13 protein-coding genes are annotated in these 14,078 nt (G+C 71.6%); 5 read left to right on the top strand and 8 right to left on the bottom strand.

Annotated elements, in window-relative coordinates:
• Nucleotides 1–21: 21 nt before the first annotated feature.
• On the bottom strand, nucleotides 22–360 hold the full coding sequence (locus ACWTPI_RS01925; protein WP_006159494.1) for a P-II family nitrogen regulator: 339 nt from the start codon (nucleotides 358–360) through the stop codon (nucleotides 22–24).
• Nucleotides 361–424: 64 nt separating this feature from the next.
• The gene (locus ACWTPI_RS01920; RefSeq protein WP_059410386.1) at nucleotides 425–1,234 is read right to left on the bottom strand and encodes a TorF family putative porin; all 810 of its coding nucleotides are present in this window, start codon (nucleotides 1,232–1,234) and stop codon (nucleotides 425–427) included.
• Nucleotides 1,235–1,606: 372 nt separating this feature from the next.
• On the opposite strand from ACWTPI_RS01920, the gene ACWTPI_RS01915 reads away from it, so the two are divergent.
• Nucleotides 1,607–1,870, top strand: coding sequence for an accessory factor UbiK family protein (locus ACWTPI_RS01915; protein WP_020206861.1), 264 nt, complete (start codon nucleotides 1,607–1,609; stop codon nucleotides 1,868–1,870).
• A gap of 181 nt (nucleotides 1,871–2,051) precedes the next feature.
• The gene (locus tag ACWTPI_RS01910) at nucleotides 2,052–3,596 is read left to right on the top strand and encodes a YifB family Mg chelatase-like AAA ATPase (RefSeq protein WP_454730847.1); all 1,545 of its coding nucleotides are present in this window, start codon (nucleotides 2,052–2,054) and stop codon (nucleotides 3,594–3,596) included.
• A 32-nt stretch (nucleotides 3,597–3,628) separates the two neighbouring features.
• Here the strand turns inward: ACWTPI_RS01910 and ACWTPI_RS01905 are convergent, their stop codons facing one another.
• The 3 genes from ACWTPI_RS01905 to ACWTPI_RS01895 all read right to left on the bottom strand — a co-directional run bounded on the left by ACWTPI_RS01905 (nucleotide 3,629) and on the right by ACWTPI_RS01895 (nucleotide 5,173).
• Nucleotides 3,629–3,796, bottom strand: coding sequence for a hypothetical protein (locus tag ACWTPI_RS01905; protein ID WP_196812966.1), 168 nt, complete (start codon nucleotides 3,794–3,796; stop codon nucleotides 3,629–3,631).
• A 93-nt stretch (nucleotides 3,797–3,889) separates the two neighbouring features.
• Entirely contained in the window at nucleotides 3,890–4,540 is a 651-nt protein-coding gene (locus ACWTPI_RS01900; protein ID WP_059410384.1) for a LysE family transporter, read from the bottom strand.
• A 39-nt stretch (nucleotides 4,541–4,579) separates the two neighbouring features.
• Nucleotides 4,580–5,173 (bottom strand): hypothetical protein, encoded by a 594-nt coding sequence (locus tag ACWTPI_RS01895; RefSeq protein ID WP_454730846.1) that lies wholly within the window; start codon nucleotides 5,171–5,173, stop codon nucleotides 4,580–4,582.
• Nucleotides 5,174–5,373: 200 nt separating this feature from the next.
• Between ACWTPI_RS01895 and ACWTPI_RS01890 the strand changes: the two genes are divergently transcribed.
• The 3 genes from ACWTPI_RS01890 to ACWTPI_RS01880 all read left to right on the top strand — a co-directional run bounded on the left by ACWTPI_RS01890 (nucleotide 5,374) and on the right by ACWTPI_RS01880 (nucleotide 8,915).
• On the top strand, nucleotides 5,374–5,868 hold the full coding sequence (locus tag ACWTPI_RS01890; RefSeq protein WP_454732432.1) for a thioredoxin fold domain-containing protein: 495 nt from the start codon (nucleotides 5,374–5,376) through the stop codon (nucleotides 5,866–5,868).
• Between the two features lie 117 nt (nucleotides 5,869–5,985).
• Complete coding sequence (locus tag ACWTPI_RS01885; RefSeq protein ID WP_454730845.1) at nucleotides 5,986–6,543, top strand: TlpA disulfide reductase family protein; 558 nt, start codon at nucleotides 5,986–5,988, stop codon at nucleotides 6,541–6,543.
• Between the two features lie 323 nt (nucleotides 6,544–6,866).
• Nucleotides 6,867–8,915 carry an ATP-dependent helicase gene (locus ACWTPI_RS01880; RefSeq protein ID WP_454730844.1) on the top strand — a complete coding sequence of 683 codons (2,049 nt, stop codon included), beginning with the start codon at nucleotides 6,867–6,869 and terminating at the stop codon, nucleotides 8,913–8,915.
• 79 nt (nucleotides 8,916–8,994) lie between these two features.
• Here the strand turns inward: ACWTPI_RS01880 and cmdF are convergent, their stop codons facing one another.
• From cmdF to ACWTPI_RS01865, 3 genes are all read right to left on the bottom strand, one after another.
• Nucleotides 8,995–10,608: a tyrosine 2,3-aminomutase gene (gene cmdF / locus ACWTPI_RS01875; RefSeq protein ID WP_454730843.1), complete on the bottom strand. Its 1,614-nt coding sequence runs from the start codon at nucleotides 10,606–10,608 to the stop codon at nucleotides 8,995–8,997.
• A 153-nt stretch (nucleotides 10,609–10,761) separates the two neighbouring features.
• Entirely contained in the window at nucleotides 10,762–12,078 is a 1,317-nt protein-coding gene (locus tag ACWTPI_RS01870) for a sigma-54-dependent transcriptional regulator (RefSeq protein WP_029043905.1), read from the bottom strand.
• An 8-nt stretch (nucleotides 12,079–12,086) separates the two neighbouring features.
• Nucleotides 12,087–14,075: a sensor histidine kinase gene (locus ACWTPI_RS01865; RefSeq protein ID WP_454730842.1), complete on the bottom strand. Its 1,989-nt coding sequence runs from the start codon at nucleotides 14,073–14,075 to the stop codon at nucleotides 12,087–12,089.
• Nucleotides 14,076–14,078: the final 3 nt, after the last annotated feature.

Raw genomic sequence — 14,078 nt, 5'->3', positions numbered from 1 at the left:
CTCTTGTCGTTGGGCTGTGCGTCACAGCGCATCGCCGCCGGTCTCGCCGGTGCGGATGCGGATGACCTGCTCGATCGGGGCGACGAAGATCTTGCCGTCGCCAATCTTGCCGGTGCGCGCCGATTTTTCGATCGCCTCGATGGCCCGGTCCACCACGTCGTCCGGGACCGCCACTTCGATCTTCACCTTGGGCAGGAAGTCGACGATGTACTCCGCGCCCCGGTACAGCTCGGTATGGCCCTTCTGGCGACCGAAGCCCTTGACCTCGGTCACGGTGATGCCGGACACGCCGACGTCGGAGAGCGCTTCGCGCACCTCGTCGAGCTTGAACGGCTTGATGACAGCGATGATGAGTTTCATCCGATTTCTCCTCTGGGCAGCACGGCCGAGTATGCACCGGCCGCCCGCCCTACCTCACGCTTGTTTAGAAAGTCTTGGTGATCGAAGCCCAGGCCGTGGCACGGCCGACATAGCGGCCGGAGGTATTGGTATAGACCGAGCGGTGCGCGTTGGTGTCGATATACGCGATCGCCAGCGCGAAACCCTTGCCCAGGTCCTTGGTCAGGCCCAGCTTCCAGTCCGTGTACGAGGCGCTGTCCACGTGCTTCACGTTCTGGTAGCCGATGTGCGCGTTCGCCGTCAGGTCCCAGAAGTTCAGCGGCACGTTCGCGCTCAGGTCCACGTAGTAGCTGTAGCGGCTGTCGGCATAACCGAACAGGTTGGTCATCGACTGCGAATACTTCAGGAACACCGGGCCGTAGCCGGCGCCAACATAGAGCTCCGTCGTGTTCGGGCGCGTGTAGCCGTTCGGGTAGTCGCCCGGGTAGTAGTACTGCAGCACGCCGGCGTCATAGTTCCACTCCAGTCCGGCGATGGTCACGGTATTCTTGAAGCCGGCGTAGAAATCCATCTCGATCGGCGCCGACACGTCCGGGTTGCTGTCGTCGAGCCAGCTGATGCTCGAGTTCCAGTTGCCGATGTAGAAGCCGCTCGAATGCGCGTAGTCGAACCCGCCCTGGATGGCCGGGCGGCGGTTGGTCTGCATCAGGCCGCGATAGCGATATTCGCTGGCCAGCGTCACGTTGGCCGAGAACGTATGCGGCGAGGCTTCTTCAGCGGCGGGAGCGGCGGCGGGGGCGGCCGCCGCGTCCGGGGTGCTCTGGGCGTAAGCTGCGGGAACAAGACCGCAAAGCACGACTGCACTGGCGCTGACTGCAAAGGCCAACTTCTTCATGGATTTCTTCTCCTTTTTTTGGCTCGGTACTCGTGTGTTTGAATAAATGTAAAACGAGGCTCCTGGTTTCATTACTGCAACTGCCGTGCCAGCCTCACGGACCCCGCCGGCCACGGTTTTTGTGCAGATTGAATCCCTCCCCGATCCCCCCGCCACGGACCGCCGCGAGGGCATCCACACGTCAAAAGGTGTTACCAGGCCGCGCTGGCGCTTTCCCGGCGGCGCGCGAAGCGCGATAATCGGCCCATGCCGGCGGCATGTGCCGAGTGCGCACCGCGTTTGCCCGCGCCCCCGGGAGGCTGCACCGCGATGCAGCAGAGCGGAGCCGCCCACCCATCATCCGCACCAACGCGGTGCAAAAGGAGAATCACCATGAAACCGACCGACCTGTTCAACGACTTCCAGGCCAAGGTCAGCGAGGCGCTGCGCAACTCGCCCGCCAAGGACATCGAGAAAAACGTGCGCAGCATGATGGCGCAGGGCTTTTCCAAGCTCGACCTGGTCACGCGCGAGGAATTCGACGTGCAGTCGCAGGTGCTGGCCCGCACCCGCGCGCGCCTGGAAGAACTGGAAGCGCGCGTGCTCGAGCTGGAACGCCGCGCCGCCGGCGGCACCGACACCCCGGCTGCCGGCTGACGCGCTTGCCGCGTCGCCGCCGCTGCATGGTCCCGGATGGCGTCCCGGATGGCGTCCCGAATATGGTCCCGGACCGCGCCGGGACACCGGGAAGCCCGGGCCGCAGCCCGACCCGCCACGATGGCCGCCGCACTCCGGCGGCCATTTTCGTTAACACTTCCGCAACGCCGGCGGCGCCGCGATGAGCCTCGCCCTGCTGCGCAGCCGCGCCCTGACCGGGCTGGAAGCCCCGCTGGTGTCGGTCGAGGTCCATCTCGCCAACGGCCTGCCCGCCTGCAGCATCGTCGGCCTGGCCGAGACCGAGGTCCGCGAAAGCCGCGAGCGCGTGCGCGCGGCCATCCTCAACAGCCGCTTCGAATTCCCGAACCGGCGCATCACCGTCAATCTCGCGCCGGCCGACCTGCCCAAGGAATCGGGGCGCTTCGACCTGCCCATCGCCCTCGGCATCCTCGCCGCCAGCGGGCAGATCCCGCTCGACGGGCTGGACGCCTGCGAGTTCGCCGGCGAGCTGTCGCTGTCCGGCGCGCTGCGCCCGGTGCGCGGCGCGCTGGCCATGACGATGGGCCTCGGGCGCGACAACGCCGCGCGCGCGGCCGCCGGCGCCGGGCCGGCGCGCGCCTTCGTGGTGGCGGCCGAGAACGCCCCCGAGGCCGCCCTGATCGACGGCGTCACCGTCTACGCGGCGCGCTCCCTGCTGGAAGTCTGCGCTCACCTTGGGCCGCTGCCCGACGGCCGCCTGCCGCGCGCCGAACCGCTGGTCGCGCTCGCCGACAATGGCCCGGACTGCCCCGACATGCGCGACGTGCGCGGCCAGGCCCAGGCCCGCCGCGCGATGGAGATCGCCGCCGCGGGCCAGCATTCGGCGCTGCTGGTGGGGCCGCCCGGCACCGGCAAGTCGATGCTCGCGCAGCGCTTCCCGGGCCTGCTGCCGCCGATGACGCTGGAAGAAGCGCTCGAGTCGGCCGCCGTGCAAAGCCTCACCAACGCCGGCTTCCAGCCCGCCCGCTGGCGCGAGCGGCCCTACCGCGCGCCGCACCACACCGCCTCGGCCGCCGCGCTGGTCGGCGGCGGCGGCAATCCCCGGCCCGGCGAGATTTCCCTCGCCCACCACGGCGTGCTGTTCCTGGACGAGCTGCCCGAGTTCGACCGCCGCGTGCTCGAAGTCCTGCGCGAGCCGCTGGAATCCGGCCGCGTCACCATCTCGCGCGCCAACCGCCAGGCCGACTTCCCGGCCCGCTTCCAGTTCGTCGCCGCCATGAACCCGTGCCCGTGCGGCTACCTCGGCCATCCGTCCCGGCCCTGCCGCTGCACGCCCGACCAGGTCCAGCGCTACCAGTCCCGGCTCTCCGGCCCGCTGCTCGACCGCATCGACCTGCAGATCGAGGTGCGCGCCCAGGATCAGCAGGACATGCTCGACGGCCCGCCCGGCGAAGCCAGCGCCGATGTACGCGAGCGCATACTGGCCGCGCGCGCCCGCCAACAGGCGCGCCAGGGCAAACCCAACGCCGCCCTGGCCGGCCGCGAGATCGACGAGCACTGCCCGCTCGCGCCCGAGGCGCAAGCCATGCTGCGCGCCGCCATGACCAAGCTGGCGTGGTCGGCGCGCGCCTATTTCAGGGTATTGAAGATCGCCCGCACGGTGGCGGACCTGGAAGGCGCCGGGCTATTGCAGCCCGGTCACGTGGGCGAGGCCATCCAGTACCGGCGCGCGCTGCGCGGGCCTTGAGATGGTCTCGGGAGGGTCTTGGGCGAATGCCCTCAGCCGCGCGGCGGCACGGCCACCGGCGGCTCCGCCGGCGGCGGGTCTTCCTCGGGCGGCAGCGGCAGGTCGGGCGGCACCCCCGGCGGCCCGGGCTCCTCCACCGGCGGCACGGTATGGAACGGACGCCCGGACGGCAGGGCCTGCAAGAGGGAGGGACTGCGCATGGCTGGACTCCGCAACGGGACAATGCACCTATTTAAGCAAACCCGCGCCCCCGTGGCCAGCCGCGATGCGGCCGGCGCGGGCGGGCCCGACGGTCAGGCCGGATGGCGCCGCACGAAGAACAGCGCCGTGCCCACCGCCACCAGCACGCTGCCGAACACGCGGTTCTGCCAGCGCATGGCGCGCGCGTTGCGGAACAGGCCGCGCATGCGCGAGGCCAGCAGCGCGTAGCCGTGCATCACCACCAGGTCCACGCCGCACATGGTCGCGGCCAGGATGGCGAGCTGCGGCGCCAGCGGATGCGTGGGGTCGATGAACTGCGGCAGCACCGCCACCATGAAGATGATGCCCTTGGGATTGGTCACGTTGGTCAGCAGCCCGGTGGCGAAGCGCCGGCGCGGGCTCAGCGCGGCCACGCGCGGCGCGGCGGCCGCGTCCTCGGCGGCGGCCGGGCTGTCCTCCACGCGCGCGCGCCACTGCTGCACGCCCAGGTAGATCAGGTAGAGCGCGCCGATCGTCTTGACCACGGCGAAGGCGTGCTCGGAAGCCAGCAGCAGCGCGCCCAGGCCGCCGCCCGCCACCAGCAGGATGATCACCAGCCCCGCCTGCAGGCCGAAGATGGTGGTGGTGGTCTTGCGCAGCCCGTAGGACAGGCCGTGGCTCATCGACAGCACCGCGCCCGAACCCGGCGACACGGCAATCACCCAACAGGCCGCGAAATAGGCCAGCCAAACTTCCCAACGCATGACATCACTCCTTGAAAAAACGTTGCGCCAGTCCCGCACTCAGAACGGGTGGAAACCCGTCAGGAACTGGTCGACCTGCTCGGCCTGGCGCTGATCGCGCGCGGCGTCGCCGGCCTCCAGCACCACCGCCTGGTAGACCCGCACGCCCGAGGCCACCAGCCGCGCGGTCAGCCGGCGCGGCGCCTGGTCCTGCGGCGACACCGCCGCCACCTGCACCTCCACGCCCGGCAGCGCCACCGCCGGCGTGGCGGCGGACATCACCGTCACCTGGCGCGTCTTGACCGCGTCGGGCGCGTGCGGCCCGAGGTTGCCGAGCAGCCCGGCCTGCATCGATTCGAGCGCGGCCTGGCGCAAGGCGGCGTCGTCGGCGGGCAGCGTCACCACGCCCACGGCGAACAGGGTCTCGTCGACGCGCGCCGCGTCCATCGTCATCGGCAGCTTGCGCCCGGCGATGGCCACCTCGCGCGCCGCGCCGGTCGGCTTGCCCGGGTAGAGCGCGGCGTAGGCGCCCTCGCTGGACTGGATGGTGCGCCAGTCGTAGCGCGGCGAGCAGCCGACGAGCGCGCAGACGGCGGCGGCCGCGCCAAGGGCGGACAGCGTGGACGGCAGGCGGGACAACCAGGCGTGGGGCATCGCGGCGGCGGATAGGGCAACGGTCCTGCGGACGGCTGCTGCGTGGTGGTGCGGTCCCGCGCCCGCGGGCCGGCGCGGCGCCACGGGTACGGACGGAAGCCGCTATTATCGGGGAACCCGCGCGCCAGCGCGTATTCTTGCATTCCCCACCCCCCACCCCCACCCCCGCCATGCCGAGCCTGCCCCGCGCCCCGTCCCCGATGCCGCCGCCATGCGCGCGCGCCCGGCATGCCGTGGCCGCCGTGCTGCTCGGTGCCGCCCTGCTCGCCGGCGGCGCGAGCGCGCTGGCCGCGCCCGCTCACCTGCCGCCCGCCACCGACCTCGCCGCGCAGGGCGCGGCCGCCGCCGGCAAGGGCCAGCCGCTGGTGGTGCTGGTCAGCCTGCCCGGCTGCGTCTACTGCGAGACCGTGCGCCGCAACTATCTCGGCCCGCAGGCCGCCGCCGGCGAGATCGAGGCGCGCGAGCTGGACATGACCGCCGCCACGCCGCTGCGCAATGCCGACGGCACCATGACCACCGCGCGCGACTGGGCGCGCAGCCACAACGTGTCGGTGGCGCCCACGGTGCTGTTCCTCGACGCCCGCGGCCGCTCGCTGGCCGCGCCGCTGCAAGGCCTGCAGCCGGATTTCTACGGCGCCTACCTGGAGCAGGCGCTGGACCAGGCCCGCGCGGCGCTGGCGGCGGCGCCACGCTGACGCCGCCCGGCACTGCGGCCAATCGCCGCAGCCTGGCCGCGCCCGGAATTGCCTCCGGCAGCGCTTCGGCCGCGGCAGTAGAATGGGAGCTTATCCCCTGACCCGCCGGCAAGCATCATGACGACCTCGGCTTCCCCCGCCATGTCCACCCCGACCACCCGCGCCGCCCAGCGCAAGCTGTGGCCCGTCATCGGCGCCGTGGTGCTGGTCGCCGTGCTCGGCTTCTTCGGCTACCGCGCGATCGCGCCGGCCAACGCCGCGCCCCCCGCCACCTTCACGCTGCTGTCGGGCCAGAAGATCAGCACCGCCGACCTCAAGGGCAAGGTCTACCTCGTCAACTTCTGGGCCACCAGCTGCACCACCTGCGTCAAGGAGATGCCGGAAATGGTCCGCACCTACGACAAGTTCAAGGGCAAGGGCCTGGAGTTCGTGGCGGTGGCGATGAGCTACGACCCGCCGATGTACGTGATGAACTATGCGCAGACGCGCCAGCTGCCGTTCAAGGTGGCGATGGACTCCGACGGCGCCGCCGCCAAGGCCTTCGGCGAAGTGCAACTGACCCCGACCACCTTCGTGATCGACAAGGACGGCCACATCCTCAAGCGCTACGTGGGCGAGCCCGAATGGGACGCGCTGCACAAGCTGCTCGACGACGCGCTGGCCAAGGCCGTCTGACCCGCCTTCTTTCTCGTCTTTCCCCGCCTCCGCCAGCCTTTGCAGGCACTTTCCCGCAGCGTTTCCCGCTGACAGGGCCACGCGCGCAACGCTGCGGCTTGCGCGCGCGGCCTGTATAGATATACAGTTACCGGCAGCCGTTTTTCGCCCTCGTCCCGCCCATGCCGGGCAGCGCACATGCGCGCCCCCGCAGCCCAGAGGCTCCTGCCGTGCTACTCGATTCCGCCCCCGCTGCCACCCCTACCGCCCCTGCCACCCCTATTGCCGTTCCCGGCGACGCCCCTCCGGCTTCGCCCGCCACGCCGCCGCCGCCCGCCGCGGAGGTGCCGCCGCATCTCGCGAAGCTGAATCCCGAACAGCGCGCCGCCGTGACGCACGAGGCGCACTCGCCGCTGCTCATCATCGCCGGCGCCGGCTCGGGCAAGACCAACACGCTGGCGCACCGCGTGGCGCACCTGGTGCTGGGCGGCGCCGATCCGCGCCGCATCCTGCTGCTGACGTTCTCGCGGCGCGCCGCCGCCGAGATGGGGCGGCGCGTGGAGCGCATCGTCGACCAGGCGCTCGGCAACCAGGCCTCGGGCGCCGGGCGCGCCGCGCTGCAATGGTCGGGCACCTTCCACGCCATCGGCGCGCGCCTGCTGCGCGAATACGCCGAGACGCTCGGCCTGTCGCCCGCCTTCACCATCAGCGACCGCGGCGACGCCGCCGACCTGATGAACATGGTGCGGCACGACCTCGGCCTGTCGGCGCAGGCCACGCGCTTCCCGCGCAAGGAAACCTGCCTGTCGATCTATTCGCGCGTGGTCAACACCCAGGCCCCGCTCGAAGACGTGCTCAAGCACTGGTTCCCGCGCTACGCCCAGTGGGCCGACGCGCTGCGCGGCCTGTTCGCCGGCTACGTGGAAGCCAAGCAGAAGCAGCAGGTGCTGGACTACGACGACCTGCTGCTCTACTGGGCGCAGGCGCTCGGCGAGCCGGCGCTGGCGCAGGACATGGGCGCGCGCTTCGACCACGTGCTGGTCGACGAATACCAGGACACCAACGCGCTGCAGGCCGCCATCCTGCTGCGCCTGAAGCCGCACGGGCGCGGCCTCACGGTGGTCGGCGACGACGCGCAGTCCATCTACGCGTTCCGCGGCGCCACCGTGCGCAACATCCTCGATTTCCCCACGCGGTTCTCGCCGGCGGCGGACATGGTCACGCTGTCGCAGAACTACCGCTCCACGCAGCCCATCCTGTGCGCCGCCAACGCCGTGATCGGCCTGGCCGCCGAGCGCTTCACCAAGGACCTGTGGTCCGAGCGCGCCTCGGCCGAGAAACCGCACATCGTGGTGGTCAACGACGAGGCCGACCAGGCCCGCTACGTGGCCGAGCAGATCCTGGCGCGGCGCGAGGCCGGGCTGGCGCTGATCTCGCAGGCGGTGCTGTTCCGCGCCGCCGACTACAGCGCGCAGCTCGAGATCGAACTGGTCCGCCGCAACATCCCGTTCGTGAAGTTCGGCGGCCTGAAATTCCTGGAGTCGACGCACGTCAAGGACGTGCTGTCGGTGGTGCGCTGGATGGAGAATCCGCGCGACCGCATGGCGGCCTTCCGCAGCCTGCAGTTGATGCCGGGCGTGGGCCCCAAGACCGCCGCGCGCGTGCTCGACGCCATCGAGGTCGCCACCGAACCGCTGTTCGCGCTCGAATCGTTCGAGGCGCCGCCGGCCGCGGCCGAGGCGTGGCCGGAATTCGTCGCGCTGGCGCGCGTGCTGATGGCGCCGGCCGCGCCGTGGCCGTCGGTCTTCGAGCAGGTGGTGGCGTGGTACCAGCCGCACCTGGAGCGCATGCACGACGACGCCCACGCGCGCGCCGCCGACCTGCAGCAGCTCGAGCGCGTCGCCGCCACCTACGCCTCGCGCGAGCGCTTCCTGACCGAGCTCACGCTCGACCCGCCCGATGCGTCGAGCGACGAATCCGGCGCGCCGCTGCGCGACGAGGACTACCTGATCCTGTCCACCATCCACTCCGCCAAGGGCCAGGAATGGAAGGCGGTCTACGTGCTCAACGCCGTGGACGGCTGCATGCCGTCGGACCTCGCCACCGGCACCACCGAGGAAATCGAGGAAGAGCGCCGCCTGCTCTACGTGGCCATGACGCGCGCGCGCGACCACCTGGACATCGTGGTGCCGCAGCGCTTCTACGTGCAGCAGCAAAGCGGCTTCGGCGACCGCCACATCTATGCCTCGCGCACGCGCTTCCTGCCCAACCGCGTGATGCCGCTGTTCCACAGCCGGGCGTGGCCGGAGCCGCCGCCGGTGCCGCAGGCCCCGGCCAAGGCTTCGCTGCCGAAGCTGGACCTCGGCAGCAAGATGCGCGACATGTGGCGCTAGCCGCCGCGCCTCAACACATTTCGGCGCATCACGGCACATCCCGGCACATCTCAGCGCAGATCGGCGCTAATCAAGCGCCTCAGTGCACCGCGGCGCCCGCCGCGCGCGCCACCGCCACCAGCGCGCCCGCGCGCAACTGCGCGGCGATGGCCTCGATGTCGTCGGTCATGTAGCGGTCCATGTCCAGGAACGGCACGCGCTCGCGCACGAAGCCGAACACCGCGCGCCCGGCCGGCGACAGGTGCGCCACCGCCCCCGCCAGCTCGGCCGCCTGGCACGCGGCCAGCAGTTCCACGGCGAGGATGTACTGATTGTTGTCGATGATGCGGCGCGCGTTGCGCGCGCCGATCAGGCCCATGCTCACCACGTCCTGGTTGTCGCCGTTGGACGGCACGCTCTGGATGCTGGCCGGGCTGCAGATGGTGCGGTTCTCGGCGATCAGCGCGGTGGCCGGATACTGCGCGCCGGCAAAGCCGCAGCTCAGGCCCTCGTTGGCCGCCGCCAGGAACGCCGGCAGGCCGTTGTTCAGGTGCGGGCTCAGCAGGCGGTTCAGGCGGCGCTCGGACACCACGCCGAGCTGCGTCGCCGCGATGGCCAGGAAGTCCATCGCGAACGCCACCTGCTGGCCGTGGAAATTGCCGCCGTGGAACAGCTCGCTGTCGTCGAAGAACAGCGGGTTGTCGTTGGACGAGTTCAGCTCGCGCTCCACCACCGCGGCGCAGTGGCCCAGCGTGTCGCGCACCGCGCCCAGCACCTGCGGGATGCAGCGCAGCGTGTAGGCCTTCTGGATGAACACGCCGGTGCCGGTGTTCTTCTCGGCGCCGGCGCGCGTCTTCATCTCGCCGGCCAGCTCGCCGTGGCCGGACAGGCGCGTGGCGCCCGCCAGCAGCGCGCGCATGTTGGCGGCGGACTGCACCTGCCCGGGGTGCGGCTTGGCGATGTCGTGGCCGTGCGTCATGAAGGCGTCGGCCGAGGCGTTCAGCCCTTCGAGCGCCAGCGCGGCGATGATCTCCGCCTGCGTCACCTGCGCGCGCATGGTCTCCAGCAGCAGGCACGACATGCCGGTCATGGCCGAGGTGCCGTTGATCAGCGCCAGCCCTTCCTTGTAGGCCAGCTTGATCGGCTCGATGCCGTGCTCGCGCAGCACCTGCGCGGTGGGCGCGGTGCCGCCGTCGGCCAGCAGCACCTTGCCTTCGCCGATCAGCGTGATGGCGATGTGCGACAGCGGCGCGAGGTCGCCGCTGGCGCCGAGCGAGCCGACCTGCGGCACCGCCGGCGTGATGCCCGCTTCCACGTAGCGCAGCAGCTGCTCGATCACCAGCGGGCGCACCGCCGAATAGCCGCGCGCCAGCGCGTTGGCGCGCGCCACCATCATGGCGCGCACTTCCTCGCGCGCGAACAGCGGGCCCACGCCGGCGCAGTGGCTGCGCAGCAGGTTTTCCTGCAGCGCGCGGCCATGCTCGATGTCCACCCAGTTGTGGACCAGCTCGCCAAAGCCGGTGGACACGCCGTAGATCGGGATATTGGCCGAGGCCAGTTGCTCGAAGCGCGCGCGCGCATCGGCCACGTGCGCGCGCGCCGCGTCGTCCAGCCGCGCGGCGCCGCCGCGTGCCACCTGCGCCACCGCGGCGGCGGTCAGTTGATGTCCGTCGACCCGCACGGTCGCGCCGGCCTCCAGGGATACCTCGTTCATGGCTTGTTCCGGATGAGCTGTTCGGAGGCACGCCGGGCGGCGCGGGGCCGCGCGGCATGCAGAGCCCGCGAGTGTATCAAGAGATGCAGCCGGCGCCGGCCGCGGCCCGCCGGCGGCCCTTCATGGGCCTTTCATCGGCCCGTCATGGGCCCTTCACAGGCCGTAGCGCTTGATCTTCTCGTACAGCGTGGCCTTGCCGACCTGCAGCAGGTCGGCCGCCTGGCTGACCGCGCCGCCGGTGCGCGCCAGCGTGTCGGCGATCACCGCGCGCTCGTAGTGCTCCATGCGCTCCTTGAGCGGCGTGGAGTCGTCCGGCGCGTCGGCGCGCGCGCCGCCCTCCGGCACGCCCAGCACGAGGCGGTCGGCGGCGTTGCGCAGCTCGCGCACGTTGCCGGGCCAGGCGCGCTGCATCAGCGCCTGGCGCTGCAGCTCGGACAGGATCGGCGCGGGCCGCTGGTAGCGCACCGCCGCCACCAGCATGAAATGCTCGAACAGCGGCACGATGTCCTCGCGCCGCTCGCGCAGCGGCGGCAGCGGGATCGTCACCACGTTGAGCCGGTACAGCAGATCCTGGCGGAAGGTGCCGTTGGCCACCAGCGTCTCCATGTCGCCCTTGGCCGCCGCCACGATGCGCACGTCGATGCCGATCGAGGCATTGGAGCCGAGCCGCTCCAGCGTGCCCTCCTGCAGCACGCGCAGCAGCTTGACCTGCAAGGCCAGCGGCATGCTCTCGATCTCGTCGAGGAACAGCGTGCCGCCCGAGGCATGCTCGAGCTTGCCCACGCGGCGCTTGCCCGCGCCGGTGAAGGCGCCGGCCTCGTGGCCGAACATCTCGCTCTCGAAGATGGCCTCCGGCACCGCGCCGCAGTTCAGCGCCACGAACGGCGCCTGGTGGCGCGTGGACAGCGCGTGCAGGCTGCGCGCCACCAGCTCCTTGCCGGTGCCGGTCTCGCCGTTGATCATCACCGGCACGTCGGTGGCGGCGACGTTGGCCACCAGCATGCGCACCTGCTCGATGGCCGGCGAGCGGCCGATGATGCGCGTGCCCGCCGCGGGCCCGGCCAGCTCGCGCCGCAGCGCGTGGTTTTCCAGTTCCAGCGCGCGCCGCTCGAGCGCGCGGCGCACGGTCTCGGTCAGGCGGTCGGCGCCGAACGGCTTCTCGATGAAATCGTAGGCGCCCTCGCGCATGGCCTGCACGGCCATCGTGATGTCGCCGTGGCCGGTGACCAGGATCACCGGCACGCCCGGCGCGGCGTTGCGGCAGTGCTGCAGCAGGTCCAGCCCGCTGGCGCCGGTCAGGCGCACGTCCGTCACCAGCACGCCGGGAAACTCGGCCGACAGGTGCGGCATGGCGGCTTCGGCCGAAGGCAGCGCCAGCACGTTGAAGCCAGCAAGCTCCAGGCTCTGCGCGGTAGCCTGGCGCACCAGGGGTTCGTCTTCGACGAACAGGACACGCAATCCGTCTTGCATGGCAATGCTCACTCGGTATGGGTAGGGGAAGCGGCGTCGGACGCCGCGGACACCGCCCCGGCGCCGTCCGGCGCGGGCGCGCGCCGCAGCACCACCACGAACTCGGCGCCGCCGCCGGCGCGGTTGGCCGCGCTCAACTGGCCACCGAACTCGCGCACGATGGAGGTGGAGATGGCCAGGCCCAGGCCCAGGCCCTGGCCGATTTCCTTGGTGGTGAAGAACGGTTCGAACAGCCGCGGCAGCGCGTCTTCGGCGATGCCGCCGCCATTGTCGCGCACCGCGATGCTGACGGTGTCGCCCTGCTCGCCGACCACCACCTCGACGCAGGGCGCCGCGGGCGCGGCGGCGGCCAGCGCATCGAGCGCGTTGCCGAGCAGGTTGAGCAGCACCTGTTCGAACTTGAGCTCGTCGGCCCACACCGCCGGGCCGGGCGCCGCCTGCAGGCCTTCCACCCGCAGCGCCACCGCGCCCAGGCGCGGCGCCATCAGCGCCAGCACGTGGTCGAGCGCGGCGCGCACCGGCACCGCGTGGCGGCGCGGGCGCGCCTTGCCGGCGAACAGCTTGAGCTGGCCGGTGATCTTGCCCATGCGCGCGGTCAGGTCGGCGATGGCGGCGAGGTTGTCGGTGGCGGCATCCAGCTTGCCGCGCTCGAGCAGCACGCGCGTGTTGTCGGAAAACGTGCGCAGCGCCGCCAGCGGCTGGTTCAGCTCGTGGGTGATGCCGGCGGCCATCTGGCCCAGCGCCGCCAGCTTGCTGGCCTGCACCAGCTCGTCCTGGGCCGCGCGCAGCTCGCTCTCGGCGCGGGTGCGCTCGGCCACCTCGGCCTCGAGCTGCTCGTTGATCGCCATCAGGTCGGCGGTGCGCGCCTCCACGCGGCGCTCCAGTTCGTCGTAGGCGGCTTCCAGCAGGCGCCGGCCGTACTCGATGTCGCGCGCGCGCTGGCGGCGCTGGCGCCAGTTGAACAGCAGCAGGCACATGCAGGCATAGGCCAGCGCCGCGCCCAGCGTGGCGTTGCGCGCGCTGGCCAGCACCGGGTCGAGCGCGGCCATCACCTGCATGGTCCAGTCGGCCGGGCCGACCTTGCGGCTGATCTCCAGGTAGCGCTCGGCGCCGCCGCCGGTGCCGATGCGCACCAGCCGCGCGCCGTCGCGCAGCACGGCCTGGGTGAGCCAGCGCGTCACCGGCGACTGCAGCGCCTCGAGCGGCAGCGGCCTGACCGCCTGGCCGTGGTACTGGCGCGTGCGGTCCAGCTCCGTCTGCAGCGCCGGCGGCAGCGGGCGCAGCGTGCGGTACTGCCAGGCCGGCACGGAGGACAGGAAGATCACGCCGTGGTCGTCGCTCACCATCACCGGCTCGGTGCCGCCGGCGCCGGCGCGCTGGAACCACTCCAGGTTGAGCTTGACCACCGTCACGCCCACCACGCGCCCGCCCGACCGGACCGGCTGGGCGATGTAGTAGCCGGGCTCGTCGCTGGTCACGCCGATGGCGTAGAAGCGCCCGACCTGGCCGCGCGCGGCCATCTGGAAATAGGGCCGGAAGCGGTAGTCGGTGCCGACGAAGCTGCCCGGCAGGTCATGGTTGCTGGCCGCCAGCGCGATGCCGTTGGCGGCGATCACGTAGGTGGCCGAGGCGCGCGCGCGCCGGTTGACCTCGGCCAGGTAGCGGTTGGCCGCCGCCACGCGCGCGGGATCGTCGGGCGCGGCCAGCAGATCGTGTACGAAGGGATGGAGCGAGACCAGCGCGGGCAGGAACTCGTAGCGGTCCAGCGTGCTTTCCAGCGTGGCCGCGTAGCGGTCGGCGCGCGTGGCGGTGGTCTGCTGCAGTGCGTCGATGCCGCGCTGCACCGAGACCAGCCAGGTCAGCGCGCACAGCAGCAGCAGGCCGGCGGCCAGCGCCGCGGCAAATCCCCGCAGCGTCCCGCCGCCCTCGCCCGGCGCGTGCACCAGGCGGTCGGAAGCGGGATCATGCACGGCGAGGAAATCGTCGGAATGTGGCATCGG

This window comes from Cupriavidus ulmosensis (assembly GCF_977008105.1).
This window is presented reverse-complemented; position numbering and strand designations above follow the sequence as displayed.